The sequence below is a fragment of the Anaerobacterium chartisolvens genome (assembly GCF_003337415.1).
Taxonomy (GTDB): Bacteria; Bacillota; Clostridia; order Acetivibrionales; family DSM-27016; genus Anaerobacterium; species Anaerobacterium chartisolvens.
This window is the reverse complement of sequence record NZ_QPJT01000013.1, coordinates 111,763-132,529: the sequence shown is the minus strand read 5'-3', so window position 1 is coordinate 132,529 and position 20,767 is coordinate 111,763. Positions and strand designations below refer to the sequence as shown.

23 protein-coding genes are annotated in these 20,767 nt (G+C 41.9%); all 23 read right to left on the bottom strand.

The features are described 5' to 3' along the window. Positions 1-16: 16 nt before the first annotated feature. Positions 17-379: a DUF6019 family protein gene (locus DFR58_RS12500; protein ID WP_207659225.1), complete on the bottom strand. Its 363-nt coding sequence runs from the start codon at positions 377-379 to the stop codon at positions 17-19. An 89-nt stretch (positions 380-468) separates the two neighbouring features. After that, positions 469-954: a chemotaxis protein CheD gene (locus tag DFR58_RS12495; RefSeq protein WP_114298187.1), complete on the bottom strand. Its 486-nt coding sequence runs from the start codon at positions 952-954 to the stop codon at positions 469-471. Further along, on the bottom strand, positions 954-1,574 hold the full coding sequence (locus DFR58_RS12490; RefSeq protein ID WP_114298210.1) for a chemotaxis protein CheC: 621 nt from the start codon (positions 1,572-1,574) through the stop codon (positions 954-956). The genes DFR58_RS12495 and DFR58_RS12490 overlap by 1 nt, the downstream gene beginning before the upstream one ends. Before the next feature lie 52 nt (positions 1,575-1,626). Further along, positions 1,627-2,079, bottom strand: a complete 453-nt coding sequence (locus DFR58_RS12485; protein WP_114298186.1) for a chemotaxis protein CheW — start codon at positions 2,077-2,079, stop codon at positions 1,627-1,629. Between the two features lie 39 nt (positions 2,080-2,118). Beyond that, positions 2,119-4,200 carry a chemotaxis protein CheA gene (locus DFR58_RS12480; protein ID WP_114298185.1) on the bottom strand — a complete coding sequence of 694 codons (2,082 nt, stop codon included), beginning with the start codon at positions 4,198-4,200 and terminating at the stop codon, positions 2,119-2,121. Further along, positions 4,200-5,270 carry a protein-glutamate methylesterase/protein-glutamine glutaminase gene (locus DFR58_RS12475; protein WP_114298184.1) on the bottom strand — a complete coding sequence of 357 codons (1,071 nt, stop codon included), beginning with the start codon at positions 5,268-5,270 and terminating at the stop codon, positions 4,200-4,202. Before DFR58_RS12475 ends, DFR58_RS12480 begins: the two co-directional genes overlap by 1 nt. Before the next feature lie 4 nt (positions 5,271-5,274). Further along, positions 5,275-5,979 (bottom strand): flagellar brake protein, encoded by a 705-nt coding sequence (locus DFR58_RS12470; protein WP_114298183.1) that lies wholly within the window; start codon positions 5,977-5,979, stop codon positions 5,275-5,277. A gap of 92 nt (positions 5,980-6,071) precedes the next feature. Then, positions 6,072-6,983 (bottom strand): MinD/ParA family protein, encoded by a 912-nt coding sequence (locus tag DFR58_RS12465; protein ID WP_114298182.1) that lies wholly within the window; start codon positions 6,981-6,983, stop codon positions 6,072-6,074. After that, on the bottom strand, positions 6,980-8,215 hold the full coding sequence (gene flhF, locus DFR58_RS12460; RefSeq protein WP_114298181.1) for a flagellar biosynthesis GTPase FlhF: 1,236 nt from the start codon (positions 8,213-8,215) through the stop codon (positions 6,980-6,982). Before flhF ends, DFR58_RS12465 begins: the two co-directional genes overlap by 4 nt. A 2-nt stretch (positions 8,216-8,217) precedes the next feature. Then, positions 8,218-10,266 (bottom strand): flagellar biosynthesis protein FlhA, encoded by a 2,049-nt coding sequence (flhA, locus tag DFR58_RS12455; protein WP_479722740.1) that lies wholly within the window; start codon positions 10,264-10,266, stop codon positions 8,218-8,220. An 18-nt stretch (positions 10,267-10,284) separates the two neighbouring features. After that, on the bottom strand, positions 10,285-11,385 hold the full coding sequence (gene flhB / locus DFR58_RS12450) for a flagellar biosynthesis protein FlhB (protein ID WP_114298179.1): 1,101 nt from the start codon (positions 11,383-11,385) through the stop codon (positions 10,285-10,287). Then, positions 11,385-12,179, bottom strand: a complete 795-nt coding sequence (fliR, locus tag DFR58_RS12445; protein WP_114298178.1) for a flagellar biosynthetic protein FliR — start codon at positions 12,177-12,179, stop codon at positions 11,385-11,387. The genes flhB and fliR overlap by 1 nt, the downstream gene beginning before the upstream one ends. 44 nt (positions 12,180-12,223) lie before the next feature. Continuing rightward, positions 12,224-12,490, bottom strand: a complete 267-nt coding sequence (gene fliQ / locus DFR58_RS12440; protein ID WP_114298177.1) for a flagellar biosynthesis protein FliQ — start codon at positions 12,488-12,490, stop codon at positions 12,224-12,226. Positions 12,491-12,564: 74 nt separating this feature from the next. Continuing rightward, positions 12,565-13,356 carry a flagellar type III secretion system pore protein FliP gene (gene fliP, locus DFR58_RS12435; RefSeq protein ID WP_242987599.1) on the bottom strand — a complete coding sequence of 264 codons (792 nt, stop codon included), beginning with the start codon at positions 13,354-13,356 and terminating at the stop codon, positions 12,565-12,567. Positions 13,357-13,360: 4 nt separating this feature from the next. Then, complete coding sequence (locus tag DFR58_RS12430; RefSeq protein WP_114298175.1) at positions 13,361-13,885, bottom strand: flagellar biosynthetic protein FliO; 525 nt, start codon at positions 13,883-13,885, stop codon at positions 13,361-13,363. Positions 13,886-13,922: 37 nt separating this feature from the next. Continuing rightward, complete coding sequence (locus DFR58_RS12425; RefSeq protein WP_114298174.1) at positions 13,923-14,285, bottom strand: response regulator; 363 nt, start codon at positions 14,283-14,285, stop codon at positions 13,923-13,925. A gap of 140 nt (positions 14,286-14,425) precedes the next feature. Further along, the gene (fliY, locus tag DFR58_RS12420) at positions 14,426-15,658 is read right to left on the bottom strand and encodes a flagellar motor switch phosphatase FliY (RefSeq protein ID WP_114298173.1); all 1,233 of its coding nucleotides are present in this window, start codon (positions 15,656-15,658) and stop codon (positions 14,426-14,428) included. A gap of 1 nt (position 15,659) precedes the next feature. Further along, complete coding sequence (gene fliM / locus DFR58_RS12415; protein ID WP_114298172.1) at positions 15,660-16,646, bottom strand: flagellar motor switch protein FliM; 987 nt, start codon at positions 16,644-16,646, stop codon at positions 15,660-15,662. 14 nt (positions 16,647-16,660) lie between these two features. After that, on the bottom strand, positions 16,661-17,179 hold the full coding sequence (locus DFR58_RS12410; RefSeq protein WP_114298171.1) for a flagellar basal body-associated FliL family protein: 519 nt from the start codon (positions 17,177-17,179) through the stop codon (positions 16,661-16,663). A gap of 42 nt (positions 17,180-17,221) precedes the next feature. Beyond that, complete coding sequence (locus tag DFR58_RS12405; protein WP_114298170.1) at positions 17,222-17,407, bottom strand: flagellar FlbD family protein; 186 nt, start codon at positions 17,405-17,407, stop codon at positions 17,222-17,224. A 198-nt stretch (positions 17,408-17,605) separates the two neighbouring features. Next, positions 17,606-18,916 (bottom strand): flagellar hook protein FlgE, encoded by a 1,311-nt coding sequence (locus DFR58_RS12400; RefSeq protein WP_114298169.1) that lies wholly within the window; start codon positions 18,914-18,916, stop codon positions 17,606-17,608. A gap of 190 nt (positions 18,917-19,106) precedes the next feature. After that, positions 19,107-19,496 (bottom strand): TIGR02530 family flagellar biosynthesis protein, encoded by a 390-nt coding sequence (locus DFR58_RS12395; RefSeq protein ID WP_114298168.1) that lies wholly within the window; start codon positions 19,494-19,496, stop codon positions 19,107-19,109. 23 nt (positions 19,497-19,519) lie between these two features. Beyond that, positions 19,520-20,755, bottom strand: a complete 1,236-nt coding sequence (locus DFR58_RS12390) for a flagellar hook capping FlgD N-terminal domain-containing protein (RefSeq protein ID WP_114298167.1) — start codon at positions 20,753-20,755, stop codon at positions 19,520-19,522. Positions 20,756-20,767: the final 12 nt, after the last annotated feature.

The following is a 20,767-nucleotide window of genomic DNA, read 5'->3' as shown; positions in this document are numbered from 1 at the left end:
AAAAAACCTTAAAGAGCTATTTTTTCATTTGTTTATTTCCATTTATTACCTCGCTTACGGTCAAGGGAGTAAAATCCTCCCCAAGCGGCAGCTCTTCATCTGTACCGCCCACTGTGTAGTCAACACCGCTTTTTTCCTGTGTCTGTTCATTTGAAGCATTTATATTGTTTTTTTCATTTTCCAGCCTCTCAAGCTCAGCCTGCTTTTCCTGCTCCTCTTTCTCCTTTTTCGCCTCTATATCGTGATAAATGCTTAAAATTATGTTTTTTAGATACATACCTATTATAAAGAATATTATCATGCAAATTGCCATTCTTATATATGTCTCATTGTTGCTGCTTCCGTATATATTGCTTATTAAGCCCATAATTATTGCCATAAAGGTCGCTAAAATGAATGGTAATCTTTGAATGTACTCCATATAAATTCCCTTCTGTCCTTAAATTTGGTAACCAGACCAAATAATTATCATATGTATTTTATACCATGTCCTATTGTTTTTATCAATAGTCTTCCATCCTCAGAAAAAAGCTCGATTGTGCGTCCGTAATTACCCCCCGTATCCTCGGTAATGATAGGAATGTTCAGTTCCTGAAGCTTTTCCTTTGAAGAAATAACGTTCCTTGCTCCTATTCTCATCATGTCCGAGCTGTCGCTGAAGGCAAACATCTGCGCTCCTCCCGCGAGCTTAGCCACAATATTTTCTTTGCGTGCTCCAAGCTTTAGCATATCATTTAACATTTTAACAATTCCCGTATCCGCAAATTTTGCAATATTTGAATTATTTCTTGCTTGCAGGCTCGATGGCAGCATTATATGGGCAAGTCCTATTATTTTTTTATTTGAATCATACAGTGCAATGCCGACACAAGAGCCAAGCCCAAGGGTGGTAAGCACACAAGGATGGCCTGATGTTTGCAAATCCGCCATTCCCACCTTAATAAGATTTTCCATTAGCTTATTACTCCCAATGCTTTTAATAAAATTTCATACGATTCAACATCCGGTATCAGGAAAAAATCTCCTACCACTCTGGTGTTTCCATCTAAAAATTCTGTCTCTATGTATAAAACCGTATCTCCTATTTTACCAAATTCAATCGCAGGGACACTCAGTATGGCTCCTGCCATGTCAATGGCTATATCCGGAACTGACGGCATGATATTTAAATTGGTGAGTGAAGACATCGCAGAAAGATATGAACCTGCCAGAATATTTCCAATCTCCTTTAAAGCCGACAGCTCCAATTCGTTGAAATCATTCAATTCATCTAAAGGCTTGCCCAGAAGCATATTTACCAGTACCTGTGCCGCATTGTATTCAAGGATAAACATTATATTTCCGTTTAATTCCCCGTTTACTCCCAGCAATATGCCTATTACAAGAATTTCAGCCCCTCCCAGAGTTTCGCTTACCTCTTTAAACTCCATTACCTTCACTTTAGGCACATCCATATTTACTTTTTTGTTCAGCATTTTAGCCAAGGCTGTAGCAGCACTGCCCGCACCTATGTTTCCTATCTCTCTTAATACGTCAATATGCAGGTTGTTTAAATCCTCAATATTAATAGTCATATCCACCTCCATGCCAAGCAGCACATTTGCCGCCAGCTTCCAACTTACGGCGTTATAAGTTATCTTCCAGCTTAATAAGCTTTTCCATGTTGAGCAGTGTTACGATTCTTCCATCCGCCTTCCCTACACCCATTATGTAATCCAAGGAAAATTCAGTGGTAAAGTTAGTAACATTTTCTATATCGGCCTCGGTCAGATTCATTACCTCTGCAACACTGTCAACTATTATGCCTATTGAAATCTCTTCAATTTTAATTATTATTATCCTTGTATCCTCAGTGTCCGGTTCAACAGGCAGGTTAAATCTTTTCCTCAAATCCATTATAGGTATGATGTCACCTCTTAAATTAAGCACACCCTTTATATAGTCAGGTGTACGCGGAACCCTTGCTATGGGCTTCACCTGCTCTATTGTAGTCACCTTCTGTATATCTACTCCATACTCATCCTGCCCAAGCTTGAAAACAACATATTGCCTTACATCGGTATTGGAAGACAACTCCATTTACGACACCTCCATCAATTTTTACCAAACCCCGGTCATTTAAGCTAAAGAATTCACATCGAGAATTAATGCGACATTCCCGTCTCCCAGTATTGTGGCTCCTGCAATGCATCTAATTCCCTGAAGAAGTTTTCCCAGAGATTTTATTACTATCTCCTGCTGGCCTATCAGCACATCCACAAGGAATCCTGAAAGCTTCTCACCCTTCTTTACAATAACCACGGTAAGCTGCTTCTGCTTCTCTTGGGACTTCTCCGCAGGCACACCCAACACCTTATCAAGCCGTATAATAGGCACAACCATATTTCTAAGGAGAATTACCTCCTGCTTCTGAACAAATTTTATATCTTCCGGAGAAATATTAATAATCTGGCTTACCGAGCTTATGGGTATGGCGTATTTCTCATTGCCTATCAATACAAGCAGCGCTTGAATTATAGCCAGAGTGAGAGGAAGACGTATTATAAACCTGCTTCCCTTTCCCTTTTCCGTCTCCACTTCAACGCTTCCGTTCAAGGACTCAATTTTTGTCTTTACTACATCAAGCCCTACCCCTCTGCCTGAAAGATTTGTTATCTTGTTGGCGGTGCTGAAGCTTGGCTTAAAAAGAAAGTCTATAATGTCCTTCTGAGACAGGTTATTTGCCATCTCCTTGCTTATCAGGCCTTTTTCTATAGCCTTTTTCTTGACATTCTCGGTATCAATGCCCTGTCCGTCGTCAGATACCTCAATAATTACGTTATTCCCATCCTGATATGCCTTGAGGTTAATATGGCCTGCCACCGGCTTGCCGGAGGCCTTTCTCTTGTCAGCCGGTTCTATTCCATGGTCTACGGAGTTTCTCAACATATGAATGAGCGGGTCCCCTATTTCATCAATAACAGTTCTGTCAAGCTCTGTCTCTTCACCTGACATGTTAAGAACAATTTCCTTTCCGAGATCCTTTGAAATGTCTCTTACCATTCTGGGGAATCTGTTGAACACAGTCTCTACCGGAACCATTCTCACCTTCATAACCGCATCATGCAGGTCTGTGGTAATCCTTTCAAGCGATTCCAAAGACTCATTAAATGTCTGGGATCTGTCTACTCCGTCCATCCCCTCCAGCCTTGTTTTCTGAATAATGAGCTCGCTCACCAGATTCATAAGTACATCAAGCCTGTTTATGTCAACCCTCACTGTTTTGCCGGTAACAGCCTTTTTAGAAGCAGCAACAGTCTTTTGCTCGTCCTTTTCCTCTAAGAGCTCTTCCTCGGCCGCCGTTTCTACAGCATTAACCTCTGCGGAGGTTCCGTTGTTATTCTCACCTGACGTGTCAATGGGGCAGGCGCTCAAAGAACTTATAACAACCTTCTCCACTTCCGCTATGGAATTCAGCTCCTTGATAAACAATTCCGAGCTTTCCTTTGATACTGCCACTACTGTAAATTCAAAATCAAATTTCTCATCCTCAATATCCTCAACCTTGGGAATTGACTTTATAATATCGGAATAGCGCTCAAGAGTCTGAAAAATTATAAAGGACCTTGCCGATTTAAGAACACATCCCTTGCTGAGCACCACCGTTATCCTAAAAGCATTCATGCCCATTTCGACAGCCTTGTTTATTACATTTTGCTCATACTGATCAAGCTGCACATTTGCAGTGGGATATATGGATTCTTCCTTAGGCAAAGCGGCCTGAACCACGGGAGCAGCTTTATCCGGCGGCGCCTCCGCGGCATCAGTGTTTCCCGTATTGCCATGAAGGACATCATTTAAATCCTGTATAATGTCCTTATATTCCTCATCTCCCTCTCCACTTGTATTTACTATGCTGTTTAAATAATTTTCCAGCGCGTCAAGGCATTTAAACAGCACGTCCACAAGCTTGGTAGTAACGCTTATTTCATTGTTTCTTAAAGCATGTAATACATTCTCCATATCATGCGTAAGCCTGGCCATTTTTGTAAAGCCCATTGTACCTGCCATACCTTTCAGCGTGTGGGCAACCCTGAAAATTTCATTCAACACAGTGGTATCATCAGGATTTTGCTCTAACTGGAGAAGAGACTGGTTCAAGCCCTGCAAATGTTCCTTTGTCTCGTCAATAAAAATTTCCAGATATTGTGTCATATCCATTATTTGTGCACCTCCACAATTTTCATTATCTCCCTGGCTATCCCTTTCAGAGTAACCACAGCATCTACAGCCCCTGTCTGTACTGCTACCTTCGGCATTCCATATACAACACATGACTTTTCATCCTGTGCAATTATATAACCCTTGTTTATATTTTTAAGCTTTTTTATACCTTCACTTCCATCAGAGCCCATTCCCGTCATTATAACGCCTATAATGTTTGTAAGCCCCGTATCGGAAAGAGACTCCATCATTACATTGACTGCAGGTCTGTGCCCCCCCTCCGGAGGAGATTTCGACAGCCTTATCTTGAGCTCCCCTGCCTTTGTTTTCTCAACCAGCATGTGATAATCCCCAGGGGCTATATACACAAACCCCGGTTTTATAACATCCCCTTCCTCCGCTTCCTTCACAGTGAGCTCGCTTATTGAATTCAACCTTTCGGCAAGAGAACGCGTAAAGCCCGGAGGCATGTGCTGGACTACAAGGAAAGCCGCAGGCACATTTCCGGATATTAATGGTATTACATCGTGCAGTGCCTTAGGTCCCCCCGTGGATGTACCTATTGCCACAATTTTTTTAATTTCCCTACTCTTTACTATATCATTTTTTGGCTTAATATGTAAATTATTTATTGAATTTCTTTTAACTCTCGTTGATTTATGTGCTATTTTTACCTTCTCAATTACTTCAAGCTTTTTTATGTCGTTTGCCATTTCAAATATATTGGTGGGCTTGGTAATAAAATCCACCGCGCCATCCTCAAGAGCCTTAATGGTATAATCAGCACCCTCTCTGGTAAACCCGCTGAGCATAAGAACCGGCACATTTATTTCCTTAAGCAGCTCCCTTAAGCAGGTTAGTCCGTCCATTACAGGCATTTCAACATCAAGAGTAATAACATCGGGCTTAAGCTCCTTTGCCTTTTCAACAGCATCCAGACCGTTTTTAGCCGTGTCAATAACTCTGATAGCGTTATCGCTGTTTAAAATATCCGATATAACCTTCCTCATAAATGCTGAATCGTCCACGACCAACACTCTTATCGCTCTTTCCAAATCACTCGCCATATACCTATATCAGCCCTTTTTTTCTAAGTTTTCGCTGCTCCTGAAAAATGTATCTGATAATTTCTTCCCTGTGCTTACTATCAATCTTTTTAAACCAAATCCCTTCCTCATACTTAAAGCTGTCGTTATTTTCAATAGGCGTTACTCTCACAACCTTTCCCGGCAATTTAAGGCTTATATTATCATTAAGCTTTATTTCTATCTCCAGAAAAGTGCCGTACTCCAGCCTCTCAACGGTAAGCATACGCATACCGCAGCCGCTCAAGTCTACCGCAAGAGCCCTTTTATATTCTTCGCCGCCGTCCGCCGTCTCCTCCTTGCCTGATAAAACCAAAGCCCTGTAGTATACCGCCGTAGAGCAACTAAACCTGAAATACTGTCTTCTCTGTATTTTTTCTATTTCTCCCTCAGGAATAATTTCCAGCAGGGCAATGTTATCAACCACTCGTCTGCCTCTAACCCTTGCTCTTAGCTTATACATGTTCATGCCACGGGCATTGTTCAGCTTATATCCAAAAAAAATATCAATCACAGTACCCGTATGCACAGGATAAATAATCCCTTCATGTATTGGAGCTGCTATTACGGCGAAGCCGTCATCCTCAGCCCATTCAAATTCACTAATAAGTATCGGCTCCATTGCTTTGCCATCTCTATCATACAATTCCATTTCAAGCTTTATACCCGGTTCTAAATCTGTTATTTTCATATTTAACACATCCTATGCTGATAATAATGCGGTTTACAATACTCTATATTATATTTTATTTAAGACAAGTATATATGGCAACCCAAATTATTCTACGAATTTAAAAACTTTACCAACCTGCTTACAAAGCCCTTCACTCCTGTCTGCCCATTCCCCGCGGCAATCTTTCTCTCCTCCATGAGTTTCCTTGATATTTCCCTGACGAGCCTGGACGCGTGGCTTTTTGGAAAGCTCAAGGTAAAAGGCTTTTGCAGCTTCACCGCCTTAATTACCATCTGATCCTGAAGCACATACCCCAGTGACTTAAGCTCAATAGATAAAAACCTCTTTGCAACCATTGAGAGTCTGCCCAGTATTTCGGAAGCCTCATTTTCATCCTCCGCCCTGTTTACAACCACCCTTATAACCTTATCCTTATCCCTTCCCACAACCATTTTAATCAAAGCATATGCATCGGTAATAGAAGTGGGCTCGGGTGTGGTAACTAAAATTACTTCATCGGCCGCCATTACAAAGCTCATTACACTGTCCGACAAACCCGCCCCCGTGTCAATCAGTATGATGTCGGCAAGCTTGTCGAGCATTGCAATATTGCCTACAAAATTGTCAAGCTGCTCCTTATCCATTTTAACCAGATCCTCTACCCCTGAGCCTCCCGATACAAACTTAACATCCTTTGGCCCGTCGGCAAGAACCTCCAATATGCTTTTTCTCCCATGTATTACATCAACCAGTGTATCCCGGGGATTAATGCCGAACAGAACATCAATATTGGCTAATCCTAAATCGGCGTCAAGTATTATAACCTTATAGCCCATCTCACTCAAGCTTATGGCAAGGTTTATTGTGATGTTGGTCTTTCCCACTCCGCCCTTGCCGCTTGTAACGGTAACCACCTTAGCCGACTTTTTTTCGGCAGCTTGTGCGACGGCGGCATAATTAGTGTTTTGACGGGATCTCAGGTTGTCAATTATTTGCCTCAGCTTATCTGCCTGATCATTCATATTCCAGCAATACTCCCTAATAATATTTTTGCTATCTTTTCAGTGTTTACCACCTCTATATCGTCGGGCACGCTTTGCCCTACTGCCATATAAGATAGCTTTTTGTCGGTCCATACCCTCGTGTTGAGTATGATCCCCATAAGAGGAGTCTCATCCACCTTTGTAAATATCAGCTTGTAATCCTTCAAAAAGCTGTAATTATTTAAAATATCCCTGCAGCTTCCGGCATTTGTGGTGGTGCTCATCACCATGTAAATCTCGTCCGCCCCCAAGGCGGTAATAGTGTTTTTGAGCTCTTCAAACTGCTCCTTGTTCCTGTGGCTCCTGCCTGCCGTATCTATAAGTATAATGTCCTTGTCGGAGTATGCCTTAATGGCATCGTCTATTTCATTTGCCGAATAAATCACCGTCGCAGGTATTCCAAGAATCTCCGCATATGTCTTAAGCTGCTCCACCGCAGCTATTCTGTATGTATCGGTTGTTATAAGCCCCACGCTCTTTCTCATGTTCAGCAAATAGCTGGCGGCAATTTTTGCAATAGTAGTTGTCTTGCCCACTCCCGTAGGACCTGTAAATATTACAACCGTGGGCTTGCCGTCGTCCCTTAGCTTTATAACCTCCGGCTTGCCCAGCATATCTATAATTATATCATATAAAGCGGAAGAAATGTCACTTGCACTCGGACTTTGACCCAATTTTCCGCTGGCAGCTTCAATAATCCTCTTTGCCAGTTCTGCGTCAACATCATTTTTTATAAGGTTATTGTAAAACAGCTTCATCGTTTCGGAGGACAGCTTGTCCCTTTGCGGCTCTGCCTCGGGCGCAATTTCATTTTCAGGAGTGTCCATGCGCTCATATATCCTTTTTAAAAGCACCTCCATGCTGTTTACCTTATTCTCCAGCCCGGAATATTTATCGTCTTTTTCATTTAAAGCGCTTTTGGAATACATTGCTGCCGGCAAAGGACTCTGTACCGGCATTGCCCGGCTTGCAGGCTTCTTCATGGTATGCTTTGCGGCGTCGCCTTCCGGCTTTTTGCCAGAGTCAATTTTTGTACTGTAGTTGTCGTCCACAGCAGCAAGAATCTCGATTAAGGGCTTGGAAAAAAAGCTCAATAATCCTTTTTTTCTTATTTTTCTTGTATTAAGAATAACCGCCTCGCTGCCTAAGTCCATTTTTACCTTTAACATTGCCTCCTGGGTGTTATTCCCCACATATCGACGTATTTTCATCTCTATACATTCACCATCCCAACTGATTGTACTTCTATATTAGGATCCAGCTCGTTGTATGATAACACTATCAAGCCCGGCATAAACTGCTCCGTAAGCCTCTTAAAATAAAGCCTTACAACTGGAGACGCAAGAATAATGGGCTGCTGCCCAAGCTGTACAAGCCTTTGAACCTGCTTTGACAGGCTGTTTATGATAGTATTTGTAATAGACGGCTCAAGATTAATGTATGAGCCATGCTCAGTTCTCTGAAGTGAATCCATAATAATCTGCTCAAGCTTGGGGTCCAATGTTATGACATTGGACTTGGTATCATTTATGAATTTCTTGGAAATAGCTCTTCCCAGAGCCTGCCTCACATATTCAGTGAGCATATCGGTGTCGTGAGTAACAGGCGAATAGTCGGCCAGAGTTTCAAGAACGGTAACCATATCTCTTATAGAAACTCCCTCCTTGAGCAAATTTGCAAGCACCTTCTGAATCTCGCCTACAGCCATTTGCTTGGGCACCAGCTCTTCAACAATTGCGGGGTAATTCTGCCGTACATTGTCAATAAGCTTCTGTACCTCCTGTCTTCCTGTCAGCTCATGAGCGTATTTCTTAATGATCTCAGTCAGATGTGTGGCTATTATAGACGGAGGATCAACCACCGTATACCCATACATCTCAGCCCTGTCGCGCTGGCCTTCGCTTATCCAGATTGCAGGAAGCCCGAACGCAGGCTCAGTGGTCTTTATTCCATCCAGCTCCTGCTCAACCATTCCGGGATTCATAGCCATAAAGTGATCTAAAATTATTTCTCCCTTTGAAACCTCAACGCCTTTAATCTTTATAATATATTCATTAGGGCTTAGCTGTATATTATCTCTCAAGCGTATTATGGGCACTATCATCCCCATTTCCAGCGCAAGCTGCCTTCTTATCATTACAACCCTGTCTAAAAGGTCTCCCCCCTGATTGACGTCGGCTAAGGGTATTATACCGTAGCCGAACTCAAGCTCTATAGGATCAACCTGCAGAAGAGCAACAACATTTTCCGGCTTCCTTATATCCTCTACCTCGCTCTCCTGAACCATTACCTCCTCCTGCTTCATTACCGCATTTTCACGCCTCCCCAAGCGGAAGCCCACAAAGGCAAGCACAGCGGCTATAAGCAGAAAGGGAACCTTAGGCAGAAATAGCGACAGAATAACGCATGTAGCCGCAGCTATATACATAACATTCTTGTTTACAAACATCTGCTTTAAGATGTCCTGACTCATTTCACTGTCTGAACCCGCTCTGGTGACAATAAAGCTGGTAGCGGCGGATATCATAACAGCCGGTATCTGGCTTACAAGCCCGTCCCCTATAGTCAGTATTGTAAAGGTCTCAAGGGCCTTACCTGCCTCCATGCCCATCATAACCATGCCTATGACAAAGCCTCCCACTATGTTGACAATGGTTATTAAAATTCCTACAATGGCATCGTTTTTAACATATTTGCTGGCACCGTCCATAGCACCGTAAAAATCGGCTTCCCTTTGAATTATCCTTCTTCTGTTCTTTGCCTCAGTTTCAGTAATAATGCCTGAGTTTAAGTCGGCATCTATAGCCATCTGCTTTCCGGGCATGGCGTCTAAGGTAAATCTGGCCGCTACTTCGGCAACCCTCTCGGAGCCCTTTGTTATAACCACAAAGTTTACTATCATTATAATTATAAACATTATAAAGCCTATAACCGGGCTTCCCCCTGCGACAAAGCTTCCAAAGCCTCGTATTATCTCCCCCGCATCACCGCTTGACAGTATAAGCCTTGTGGCTGTTATATTAAGAGCCAGCCTGTATAAGGTGGTTACCACAAGCAAAGACGGAAACGACGACAAATCCAGGGCATTCTTCATATATACCGTGTTTAACATAAGAATAAGCGTTATTGCTATATTAATTACGATAAGAAAGTCAAGTATGGTATGGGGAATAGGTATAATAAATGCTAAAATAATAACCACAAGTATTGCAGGCACCGCATAATTTCCCATTCTCATTTTGCCTCTTTCCCCCCTCTTCATTAGTCTGTTTTACTGGATTCAACCAACCCTGCCCTTTTTCTTTAAATTATACACAAATGCAAGCACTTCCGCTACTGCCTGATACAATTCAGGCGGTATGGACTGCCCTATATCAACAGTGTCATAGAGATTTCTGGCCAAAGGCTTGTTTTCTACTATCTCAACGCTGTTTTCCTTTGCCACCTCCTTAATCCTTAAGGCCATAAAGTCCTGACCCTTTGCTATGACAACAGGCGCATCGGAAACCTCGAGATCGTATTTAATTGCCACTGCAAAGTGTGTTGGGTTTGTTATTACCACATCCGCCTTAGGAACCTGCTGCATCATCCTTCGCATTGACATCTGTCTCTGCTTCTGTTTAATTTTTGACTTTATCTCAGGATTACCCTCAACCTGCTTATATTCCTCTTTTATCTCCTGCTTTGTCATTCTAAGGCTCTTTTCATACTCCCACCATTGGTATGCATAATCAAGAACGCCTAAAAATATAAGAGCTACGCATATCCTTATTGCCACGTTGATTGAGGCTGAAGCTATATAAGCGGCAGTGCTTATAACGTCCATGTCCATTGAGTTTATTACGTTATTTTCCTCAGATCTTAAATATGAGTACGCAATATATCCTATAATCACTATTTTTATAATTGATTTTAAAAGCTCCGCTATTGAACGGATTGAAAAAATCCTTTTAAGCCCGTTTGCGGGATTTATTTTGTTAAACTTCATAGCCAGAGTTTCAATTGTAAACAAAAAGCCAATCTGGGCATAGCCTGCTACAAGTCCCGTTATCATAGCTATCGCAAATATGGGGCCCAGACTTCTTAAAAAAACCAATACCACATCTGCAAAAAGCTTAAACAGGGCATCTATTGTAAACAGTCCATCCTCCATAGGATATTGGGATAGCGCTCTCCTCATAAATTCAATAATTTCTCTGTATATATTGCCTCCGAAAATCCGAAGGCCCATAAAAACAAATATAAGCACAACTGCTGTACTGATCTCCCTGCTTTGCAGAACCTGACCTTTTTTTCTGGCATCTCTCCTTTTTTTGGGAGTGGCCTTTTCGGTCTTACCGTCTGCCGCAAAAAATTGAAGGTTTAACGGCTTAACAATCATTACCTTGGCCCCATATCTTTCATAAAATCAAGCATCTCACTATTCATTCCATTTATTAAAACCTCAATAAATGCTACAAAGGCAGGAACAGTAATTATCATGACAGCAAGTCCTATTAATATTTTCAAAGGCATACCCACAACAAATACATTAAACTGGGGTACTGTCTTTGAAACAACACCGAGCGCAACATCCGTTACCAATATTGCAATAAGAATGGGGGCGCTTATTTTAAAGCCAATTACAAATACATCTCCAAAAACTCTCATAACATCATTCATCAGCTCACTTCCGAACAGCGCACCTCCCAAAGGGATATAGCTGTAGCTGTCAAAAAGAGCTTTTATCAGCAAATGATGTCCGTTAAACATCAAAAATACCATCATACTGATTATAAAATAAAAATTCGATGTAACGGGAACTTGAATGTTACTGACGGGGTCGAGCACATTTACCATACCGAAGCCGATCTGCATGTCTATAATCTGCCCCGCAATATAAATTGCTGTGAAAATCAGGTATGATACATATCCCAAAACTATCCCGACCATAAACTCTTTAAAAACAATAAGTATAAATCCAATAATAGTTGCGTTGTAGTCCGGCAAATTAAGACTGGTGGTACTCACACTCACCAGTATGAGCGCCAAAAAAAACGCAAACCCTATTTTTAAATATGTAGGAACATTCCTCCTCCCAAAAATAGGTGCTATGACAAACAAGCCCGTCATTCTCACAAAAACCAGCAAAAATATCTCTATTCCGCTTTGCAGTATATCAAAAGGTATAATCATAATACTTTTAAAATCATCAGCCCTCCATTATCAAACATGTTATGCTATAAAAAATCATTTATGTGAAGGAATAAATCCTGTGTATACTCAATCAACACTCTAAGCATCCATGAACCAAACAGTGCCACTGCGGCAATAACCGCAAGAATTTTAGGAACAAAGGTCAATGTCTGCTCCTGTATCTGAGTGGTAGCCTGAAAGATACTTATGGTAACTCCAACCAGCAGGCTGAACCCAAGCATAGGTGCCGAAACAAGCAGCACGGTATTCAAAGCACGCTGTGCAAGACCTATAACAATTCCCTGATCCATAAGCTTAGACCTCCTTATAAAAGCCATTGAATTTAAATCTATGTAAAGCACAATTTTAACATACTCTTAAGGTTTCACATTACAAAGCTGTTCACTATGGACTCAACTAAAAGCCCCCATCCTCCCACCATTATAAAAAGCAATATCTTAAAGGGCAGTGATATCATAATGGGAGGAAGCATCATCATACCCATCGACATAAGTGTACTCGAAACCACCAAATCAATAATCAGAAAAGGTATGAATATTAAAAATCCGAATTTAAAAGCAACTGTCAGTTCATTAACCAAAAAAGCAGGAACCACTACCGACAGAGGAAGTTCCTCCGGCGTGACGGGGCCTTCTATTTTAGCAAGCCTTACAAACATGGCCAGATCCTTTTCACTGTCTTTTCTCATCTGCTTAAGCATAAAATTTTTTATGATTGAAGAGGACTTGTCTATAGCCTCTTGCTGCTGTATCTGCCCCGTGCTGTACGGCTGAAAGGCCTCCCTGTTAATCTGGTTGCCCACAGGGGCCATAATAAAAAATGTCAGAAATAAAGCCAGCCCAATCAACACTTGATTCGGCGGCATTTGTTGTGTTCCCATTGCATTTCTTAAGAACGATAATATAATAATTATCCTCGTAAACGAGGTCATCATTATTAGTATGGAAGGAGCTATTGACAGTATGGTAAGAGCTATTAAAATTTGTATACTGGTTGAAACATCCTGAGGATCTTGCGAGGGCTCCATATCAAATCCGAACCTGAAGGAAGGGATTGTTGGCTCGGCATAAGCCGAAGATACAAATACTGCAAGTATTAAACTGATAACTGCCGCCATAAGGCATACTCTTTGAATCCTCGTCCTTCTTATCTTCATTTGTCTAATCATCCCCATTTTCTTCGCGTTGCCGATAGATTACATCGGTAATGGACTTTAACCTGCTGAGGTTACTCTTAAAAACCTCTTTGCCCAAGCTTCCTCCAGCACCAGCTTGCCCTTTACCAATGATATCTTCAACGCTTTCATCTTCTGTTTCTTGTGCTGCATTTTTTGATTCCTTACCATTTTTCTTATCCTTATAATTTTGAAGATACTTGTTAAAAAAGGTTTTGAAATCGAATGCGTTTTCATTTTGAGTTAATTCATCGTTGTCTACATAATTATCAAGCTTTACTATAGTGAGAAACTCCACATTTTTACCGGCGGTGGCAACAAGAACGAACTGCCTGTCGACCCTTATGAGATGAATTTGCTTATCCACCCCAAGGCTCATGGATTCTACTATATTCATGTATTGGCCCTTCATAGTTCTTTTTGCCTTCCCTGCCATAAATCGTGTAAATATAACAGCCAAAAACAAAACAGACCCAAACGCCAGTAAAATCCCTATTACTTGAGCAAACATTTTATAACCCCATTTAAGTTAAAGTTTAAAGCAAGGTCTAGCCAAGTACCTTTTTAACTGCCTCAACCACTCTTTCTGCCTGAAAGGGCTTTACTATAAAATCCCTTGCCCCAGCTTGAATGGACTCAATAACCATTGCCTGCTGGCCCATAGCGGAGCACATTATTATTTTAGCATCCGAGCTTATTTTTTTAATCTCCTTAACTGCCTGAATTCCGTCCACCTCAGGCATTGTAATATCCATTATAACAAGATCGGGAATCAGGTCTTTATACTGCTGTATTGCTCGTCCTCCATTTTCTGCCTCTCCAATTACCTCATAACCGTTTTTATTAAGAATATCCCTTATCATCATCCTCATAAAAGCAGCATCGTCAACAATCAGAATTCTCTTTCCCATTACTTATCCCTCTCCTTAAATTATAATTTGTCCCTACAATGCATTTGCATTACAATGTCTTTACATTAACCCGCTCAAGCAAAAAGCAAATTTTAGCTGTCTAGCTAAAAGAAATTGCCTATAAAATCAATTACTTTTCGTCAAAGTCTCTTTGAAGGGTGTATAATATCGGTAATTCTGACACCGAAGCTCTCATCTATTACCACTACCTCTCCCTTGGCAATAGCCTTGCCGTTTACAAGTATATCCACCGGCTCGCCTGCAAGCTTATCCAGCTCTATAATCGATCCCGGCCCAAACTCAAGTATATCCTTTATAAGCTTATTGGTGCGGCCCAGCTCAACAGTTACCTGAAGCGGTACATCCATAATAAGTCCTATGTTCTTTTTCTCCAGAGCTATTCTTCCTTCATCAAATGCCTGAAACTGAGCAGGCTGAACATTTACATTGCTGTTTTGCCGGGGCTGCTCATAATAAACGGAGCCCTGTCCCATAGGCGGCGCGTAATTTTGCTGCGGAGGCATCTGGGGCATCTGCTGCATTTGAGGCATTTGAGGCATTTGCTGCATTTGAGGCATTTGCGGCATTTGCGGCATTTGCGGCATCTGAGGCATCTGAGGCATTTGCTGCATCTGGCTCTGCTGCACATTAGGAATATTGTGTACAACACTCTCCGCTTCCGAAGGCTCCCCCGCACTTAACAAATTTTCCACAAGGCTCTTTGCAAATTTTATGGGAATCAGCTGCATAATCTCACTGTCTATGAGATCACCCACCTCCATTTTAAAAGCAATCTTCACAAGCTGCTGAGAGTCTTCATCAAAATCAGTATACGGCTGTGAAGAATCAAAATGCATTATAAAGGACTGAGGGGGTGATATGTCTATTTTTTTATCAAACATGGAAGACATTGAGGTGGCGGATGATCCCACCATTTGATTCATGGCTTCGCTTATTGCGCTTAAATGTAAATCTGTCAAATCCCCTGAAGTGCTGCCTCCATCTCCTCCCATCATCAAATCGGTAATGATTTTTACATCCTCTTCCTTAAGTATGAGTAAATTGCTTCCGATGAGACCGTATGTATATTCTACTCTAACAGCAACATAAGGCACACTGTAATACTTTGAAAGCTCCTCCCATGTTGTTACACTGACCTTGGGTGTTGTTATCAAAACCTTATGCCCAAGCAGAGTGAACAAAGTGGTAGCCGAGGTACCCATGCTTATATTCCCTATCTCCCCTAATGCGTCAATTTCTTGTGTAGACAGATCTCCCTCAGACGCAGCCTCAGGTTGTGAAGCATCGCCGTCGGGCACAGGTGTTCCGTTTAATAAAGCATCTATTTCAGCTTGAGAAAGCATATCCCCCATTTTACTCATCCTCCCTTTTAACAACATCAGTAATTTTTACCGCTGTCTTGTTTTTCCTGACCCCCGGCTTTGCATAGAACTTTAAGAGATCTCCCACCAATACCTCCAAATTACCGTTTACAGCGGAATCCAACGGAAGAACATCTCCCGGCTGCAGCTCTATAAAGTCATTGACGGATATTGTAGTACGTCCAAGCACCGCCTTTATAGGAATCACTGTGTTCTTTATTTTCACTTCTATCAGTTCTTTGGACTCTCCGATAATCTCCTTCTCTACCGTTGAAAACCAGAACCTGGTGCTGAGCTTTGATATTATAGGCTCAACCACCATATGCGGTATACATATGTTGATCATTCCCTCCACTTCTCCTATTCTGGCATTAAAGGTCACAAGAGCAACCATCTCATTAGGAGAAATAATCTGGGCAAACTGTGCGTTTGTCTCTATCTTTTCCAATCTAGGCCTTATGGCTATTACGTTTTCCCACGGTTCCTTCATTAAATTGAGTATCTGAATAATTATTCTTTCAATAATTGCAAGCTCAATCTCGGTGAAGCCCCTCACCTTGTCAATCATAGTACCCTTGCCGCCCAATATTCTGTCTACAAGGGCAAAGGATATTGCAGGTGATATCTCAAATATTATAGAACCCGACAGCGGTGTAAAATCAACCACCGCAAGCACCACGGGATTTGAAATCGAATTGTTGAATTCATAATATGAAACAGCCTCAACATTAGCAACCTCTACTTGAACAAGAGTCCTTAAGTATCCCGAAAGAAAGTTTGTAATAAGCCTGGCATATGTATCATTTATTATTTGTAAAGTCTTTATATGATCCTTGGCAAACTTGCTGGGTCTCCTGAAATCATGACTTCTTATTTTCTTCTCCTGGGTAGTGGTCTGCATCTGCTGTACGTCAATTTCTCCGGTATTTAAGGCCTTAAGCAGCTCGTCTATTTCGTTCTGAGATAGAATATCTCCCACCAGTTACCACCCCCCTATGTGCAAAACCACTCACTGAATATTATGTCATAAACAATGGGATATTTGTTTTGCTCATTTTTATTAAGCAAATCGTTAATGCTGTTTTTAAGGTCCTCAGCAGCCTTTTTCTTTGCATCCGAATCCCTTACATCCTGAGAAGTCAGCCCCATAAAATATGTGCCTGCTATTTGCTTTATCTCGTTCTGATAAAGCTCAATTTTTGCAAGAGGGTCTTTTATGCTGCTGCCCTTAGGCGTTTTCTTATAGTGCTTTAATTGTAACCCTATCTGAATTACAGGTACCGTCTTATCGTCGGTAGCCTTTAAATTTAAATAGGTCTTTCCTTCATATAGAGAAAACATATCTAAATCATCGTCGGATGGAATACTTGTATCTATGTTGCTTGCAACAGCCCCCGAGTCTTTCGAGCCCCCTCCGAGAACGACATAACCCGCCAGTGCAGCAAGGGTTAAAGTGAGAAAAGCAATAATGATCAAAAGAATAATATTAAATAAACTTCCCTTTCCCTCCAAAACTTATGCCCCCTTTTATCTTTTGAGTATAGTTTAAACAAATCATTTCAGGCTCAGCCTGTTTTTATATTCTATAACCTTAAGAACGATTTCCTCGGCACTTTCCGCCACAACAAGCTTTTTACCATTTATAGTAGTTATAACAGAATCAGGTGTCTCTTCTATCGTCTCTATCAGCTCGCAGTTTAAAATAAAACTGCTTCCATTAAGCCTCGACAATCTTATCATAATATTTTTACCTCAAAAACTCAATAGAAAATTTCGATTTAACCTAAGTTTTATGAATTTATGTATATATATGGCTCATTTAAAAAATAGCAGGCTTACGGCACACATTTTTGACAAAGAATACTAAAAATATAATTTTACCGTAGGCCGCCCCCTCCTTCAGGATTTGTCGGCAGCCTACGGCCAGATTATTAATCACTACCTTTTCAGGTTAACCAGCTCCTGAAGCATTTCATCGGATGTAGTAATGATTCTGCTGTTTGCCTGAAATCCTCTTTGAGTAACTATCATCTCGGTGAACTCTCTGGACAGGTCGACATTTGACATCTCCAGACTTCCCGGATTTAGCATTCCCGTACCTCCCGAGCCTGCCTTGACCGCTTTTTCAAAATCTCCCGAGTTTGTGGTGGGAAGGAACATGTTCTCCCCTACCTTCTGCAAGCCCGCAGGGTTACTGAAGCTTGCCAGAGCCAGCATAGCCAGCGGCTGCTGCTTTCCGTTGCTGTATACTCCCGTCAGTATGCCGTCTCCGCCTACATTGAAGGTCACCAGCTCTCCGGTGGTATATCCGTCAACATAGGATGTCTGAACTGAATTGTCGGAGGCATACATTGTAAGATTCCTAAAATCTAAGGAAACATCAAAGCTTGTAGTACCCGAGCTTGTGGCAGGGGTAAAGGTGACATCTGTGCCTGTAAGCGAGGAAGCCAGCACCCTTCCGCTTTCATTAAATATTAAAACTCCCGAAGCGGTGGCCATTGAAGGCGCCCCCGTATCCACAGACCATCTCCATGAGGTATTAACTCCCGAACCTGTATCAACCGAGCTGAGCTTCCAGAACTGTATTCCCACCTTATGGGCCGTGCCAAGGCTGTCATAAACCGTCAACGGAACGGTGACCTGCACGTTTGACGCTGCGGCAGCCGCACCCAGAGCAGAAAGCCCTACATTCAAATTGCCTTCAAATGCGGCATTTGAGGTAGCCTTAGCGGCTATCATTCTTTTGCCAGTATATATGTTTATGGGCTCCAGAGCATCCTCAGTATTGAACTCATATGAGCCGTCAGGGTTAACCTTATAATTCTGCCAGCCCATTACATTCATACCGCTTGCCGTTACCAGATTGCCAAGCTTATCAAGTCCGAAATTCCCTGCCCTTGTAAACCTGTAGGTGTCGTTTCTGCCGCCCTGCACTATAAAGAAGCCGTCACCGTCAACGGCTACGTCGGTGAGGTTATCCGTCCTTTGAGGACTCCCCCCCGTCATTATAGTATCAATAGACCCGACTCCAACCCCCAAGCCTATCTGCATAGGGTTCTGCCCGCCTCTTCCCGTCTCGTCGCTAGGAGCAGTTGCTCCTTTGACGGTCTGGCTGAAAACCTCCTGAAAGGTTACCCTTCCTGATTTAAAAGCAACGGTATTTACATTGGCTATATTATTACCAATAACATCCATTCTGGTCTGGTGGGTTCTGAGCCCCGACACACCAGAAAACATAGACCTCATCATAGTTAAAACAACCTCCTTCGTTTTCTATTCCTTCAATCGTTCCGGAATAGCCAGCCTCCCGAAAGGGTCCGGCTGCAATCATAATTTTACCGAATATATTATCGGGATATTTTCAAAGGCACTTGAGCGTCATTGAAATTTTGAGACCTTTTACCTATCCTGCGATAGTACCCCTACCCCATTCTAAAAATCAAGCAAAAACCGCTCCGTCAATATTCGTAAAGACATTTTGCTTCATTTCATCACTGCTTATAGCTGTTATTACCGTTCTGCTTTTAACGTTTATCACAAAAGCCACGTTATCCGCAATAACAAGCGAATCCCTTACCCCTTTAGCCTGAGCTTTATCTACCGCACCACTGAGCTTGTCTTTTAACGCGCCGGATATATTTATGTTTCTGGCCTGAAGTCTTAACTCGGCATGTTTTGAAAACTTCAGCCCGGAGGTTTCATTTACCTTTTCCTTAAGTATTTTATCAAACTCACCGTGTGCCGGGCCGGGACTCTTTACGGTAGAGGCAATCGGAGCACCGTTCGGTATTCCGTTAATGCCGTTTAAAAACTTGTTGTTAACTACCATATAAGCACCTCCCCTTATTTATATCAGCTCTTTGGCAGTACATCGGTAATGTCATTCACAGGAAGGTTCACCTGGTTTATTACCGCAATAAGCTTACCGTCCACATTCTCATAGCTTGCAAGCGTGCCTTTAACAGCAACCCTTTGTCCGCTAACGGAATCTCTTATTATAACGTCTATTTCGCCCGATTCTCCCTGATGCTGGTTAAGATAGTCTATAATAGCGTTTTGATCGGAAGAAGAGCTTTGGCCGTTTAATTCCACAATCTCTGCTCTTATACCATCTACTATGGCATAGTCCTCATATAATCCAGATTTAACAGACTTGACAATTCCGCTTATACTCACTGAGTTAGTCATATTTCCGTTATATATGCTGCCCTTTATCTGATGGTCTATAAGGCTTGTATATGTAGATATTGAAGGACGCCGAGTACCGCTTACGTCGGTCATGCTTTCCACAGGAACATTTACTTTATCGAGAACTGCCTTAATCTTCCCGTCGTCACCTATTGAATAATCCTTAAGTATGCCTTTAACCTTCACCTTGGCATTGCTGCTTCTGTCTACGACCTCAAGAGTTACCTCCTTGCCCTTGTTTGCATTCAGATAATTCTTATTGAAATCGGGATCGGCAGATGGAGTATCGGTAACTATCCTGGATACATCCACCTCCACTCCGTCCATTACGAAGTAATCCTCATACGCTCCCATTTTCAAGGATTTAACCATTCCGCTTACAGGAACCAGAGAACCGGTTGAGGAATCATAAACAAAGCCTGTGACCTTAGAGCCTATAAGCCCGACATACTGCGAAAGATCAGGCTTTAATGTGTTTGCCGCGTCAGTTACGTTGCTTATATTCTCTATGGGAACATCTCTTTCATTTACAACCACATACACCTTCCCGCTAATCATTTTGACTCCTGTGACGCTGCCTTCCACAGTACTTATAGCTTTAGTTGTTTCATCGGTCACAGTCGCCGTAACGGTCTTGCCTATCAGAGAAAAGCCCTGTGCCTGTGTGAGCGTGCTATTCATATTCTGCATTTGCTCAAGAGATGTAAATTGAGCCATTTGAGCTATAAACTCCTTGTCCTCCACAGGATTTAAAGGGTCCTGATACCTGAGCTGAGTTACAAGAAGATTTAAAAAATCACTTTTTCCAAGCTCCCCTGTGTTTCTCTTATCGCTCTTATTTGCGGTATCCTGTATAATTTGCTCTATAGTCTTTTGACCAGATATCTGATCAACAGCCATTTTATCTCACCT

What these genes read in the sequence shown, in the direction of transcription:
- DFR58_RS12500 (WP_207659225.1), bottom strand. Translation starts at nt 379, where the DNA reads ATGGCAATAATTATGGGCTTAATAAGCAATATATACGGAAGCAGCAAC.
- DFR58_RS12495 (WP_114298187.1), bottom strand. Translation starts at nt 954, where the DNA reads ATGGAAAATCTTATTAAGGTGGGAATGGCGGATTTGCAAACATCAGGC.
- DFR58_RS12490 (WP_114298210.1), bottom strand. Translation starts at nt 1,574, where the DNA reads ATGACTATTAATATTGAGGATTTAAACAACCTGCATATTGACGTATTA.
- DFR58_RS12485 (WP_114298186.1), bottom strand. Translation starts at nt 2,079, where the DNA reads ATGGAGTTGTCTTCCAATACCGATGTAAGGCAATATGTTGTTTTCAAG.
- DFR58_RS12480 (WP_114298185.1), bottom strand. Translation starts at nt 4,200, where the DNA reads ATGGATATGACACAATATCTGGAAATTTTTATTGACGAGACAAAGGAA.
- DFR58_RS12475 (WP_114298184.1), bottom strand. Translation starts at nt 5,270, where the DNA reads ATGGCGAGTGATTTGGAAAGAGCGATAAGAGTGTTGGTCGTGGACGAT.
- DFR58_RS12470 (WP_114298183.1), bottom strand. Translation starts at nt 5,979, where the DNA reads ATGAAAATAACAGATTTAGAACCGGGTATAAAGCTTGAAATGGAATTG.
- DFR58_RS12465 (WP_114298182.1), bottom strand. Translation starts at nt 6,983, where the DNA reads ATGAATGATCAGGCAGATAAGCTGAGGCAAATAATTGACAACCTGAGA.
- flhF (WP_114298181.1), bottom strand. Translation starts at nt 8,215, where the DNA reads ATGAAAATACGTCGATATGTGGGGAATAACACCCAGGAGGCAATGTTA.
- flhA (WP_479722740.1), bottom strand. Translation starts at nt 10,266, where the DNA reads ATGAAGAGGGGGGAAAGAGGCAAAATGAGAATGGGAAATTATGCGGTG.
- flhB (WP_114298179.1), bottom strand. Translation starts at nt 11,385, where the DNA reads ATGATTGTTAAGCCGTTAAACCTTCAATTTTTTGCGGCAGACGGTAAG.
- fliR (WP_114298178.1), bottom strand. Translation starts at nt 12,179, where the DNA reads ATGATTATACCTTTTGATATACTGCAAAGCGGAATAGAGATATTTTTG.
- fliQ (WP_114298177.1), bottom strand. Translation starts at nt 12,490, where the DNA reads ATGGATCAGGGAATTGTTATAGGTCTTGCACAGCGTGCTTTGAATACC.
- fliP (WP_242987599.1), bottom strand. Translation starts at nt 13,356, where the DNA reads ATGAAGATAAGAAGGACGAGGATTCAAAGAGTATGCCTTATGGCGGCA.
- DFR58_RS12430 (WP_114298175.1), bottom strand. Translation starts at nt 13,885, where the DNA reads ATGTTTGCTCAAGTAATAGGGATTTTACTGGCGTTTGGGTCTGTTTTG.
- DFR58_RS12425 (WP_114298174.1), bottom strand. Translation starts at nt 14,285, where the DNA reads ATGGGAAAGAGAATTCTGATTGTTGACGATGCTGCTTTTATGAGGATG.
- fliY (WP_114298173.1), bottom strand. Translation starts at nt 15,658, where the DNA reads ATGGGGGATATGCTTTCTCAAGCTGAAATAGATGCTTTATTAAACGGA.
- DFR58_RS12405 (WP_114298170.1), bottom strand. Translation starts at nt 17,407, where the DNA reads ATGATAAGATTGTCGAGGCTTAATGGAAGCAGTTTTATTTTAAACTGC.
- DFR58_RS12400 (WP_114298169.1), bottom strand. Translation starts at nt 18,916, where the DNA reads ATGATGAGGTCTATGTTTTCTGGTGTGTCGGGGCTCAGAACCCACCAG.
- DFR58_RS12395 (WP_114298168.1), bottom strand. Translation starts at nt 19,496, where the DNA reads ATGGTAGTTAACAACAAGTTTTTAAACGGCATTAACGGAATACCGAAC.
- DFR58_RS12390 (WP_114298167.1), bottom strand. Translation starts at nt 20,755, where the DNA reads ATGGCTGTTGATCAGATATCTGGTCAAAAGACTATAGAGCAAATTATA.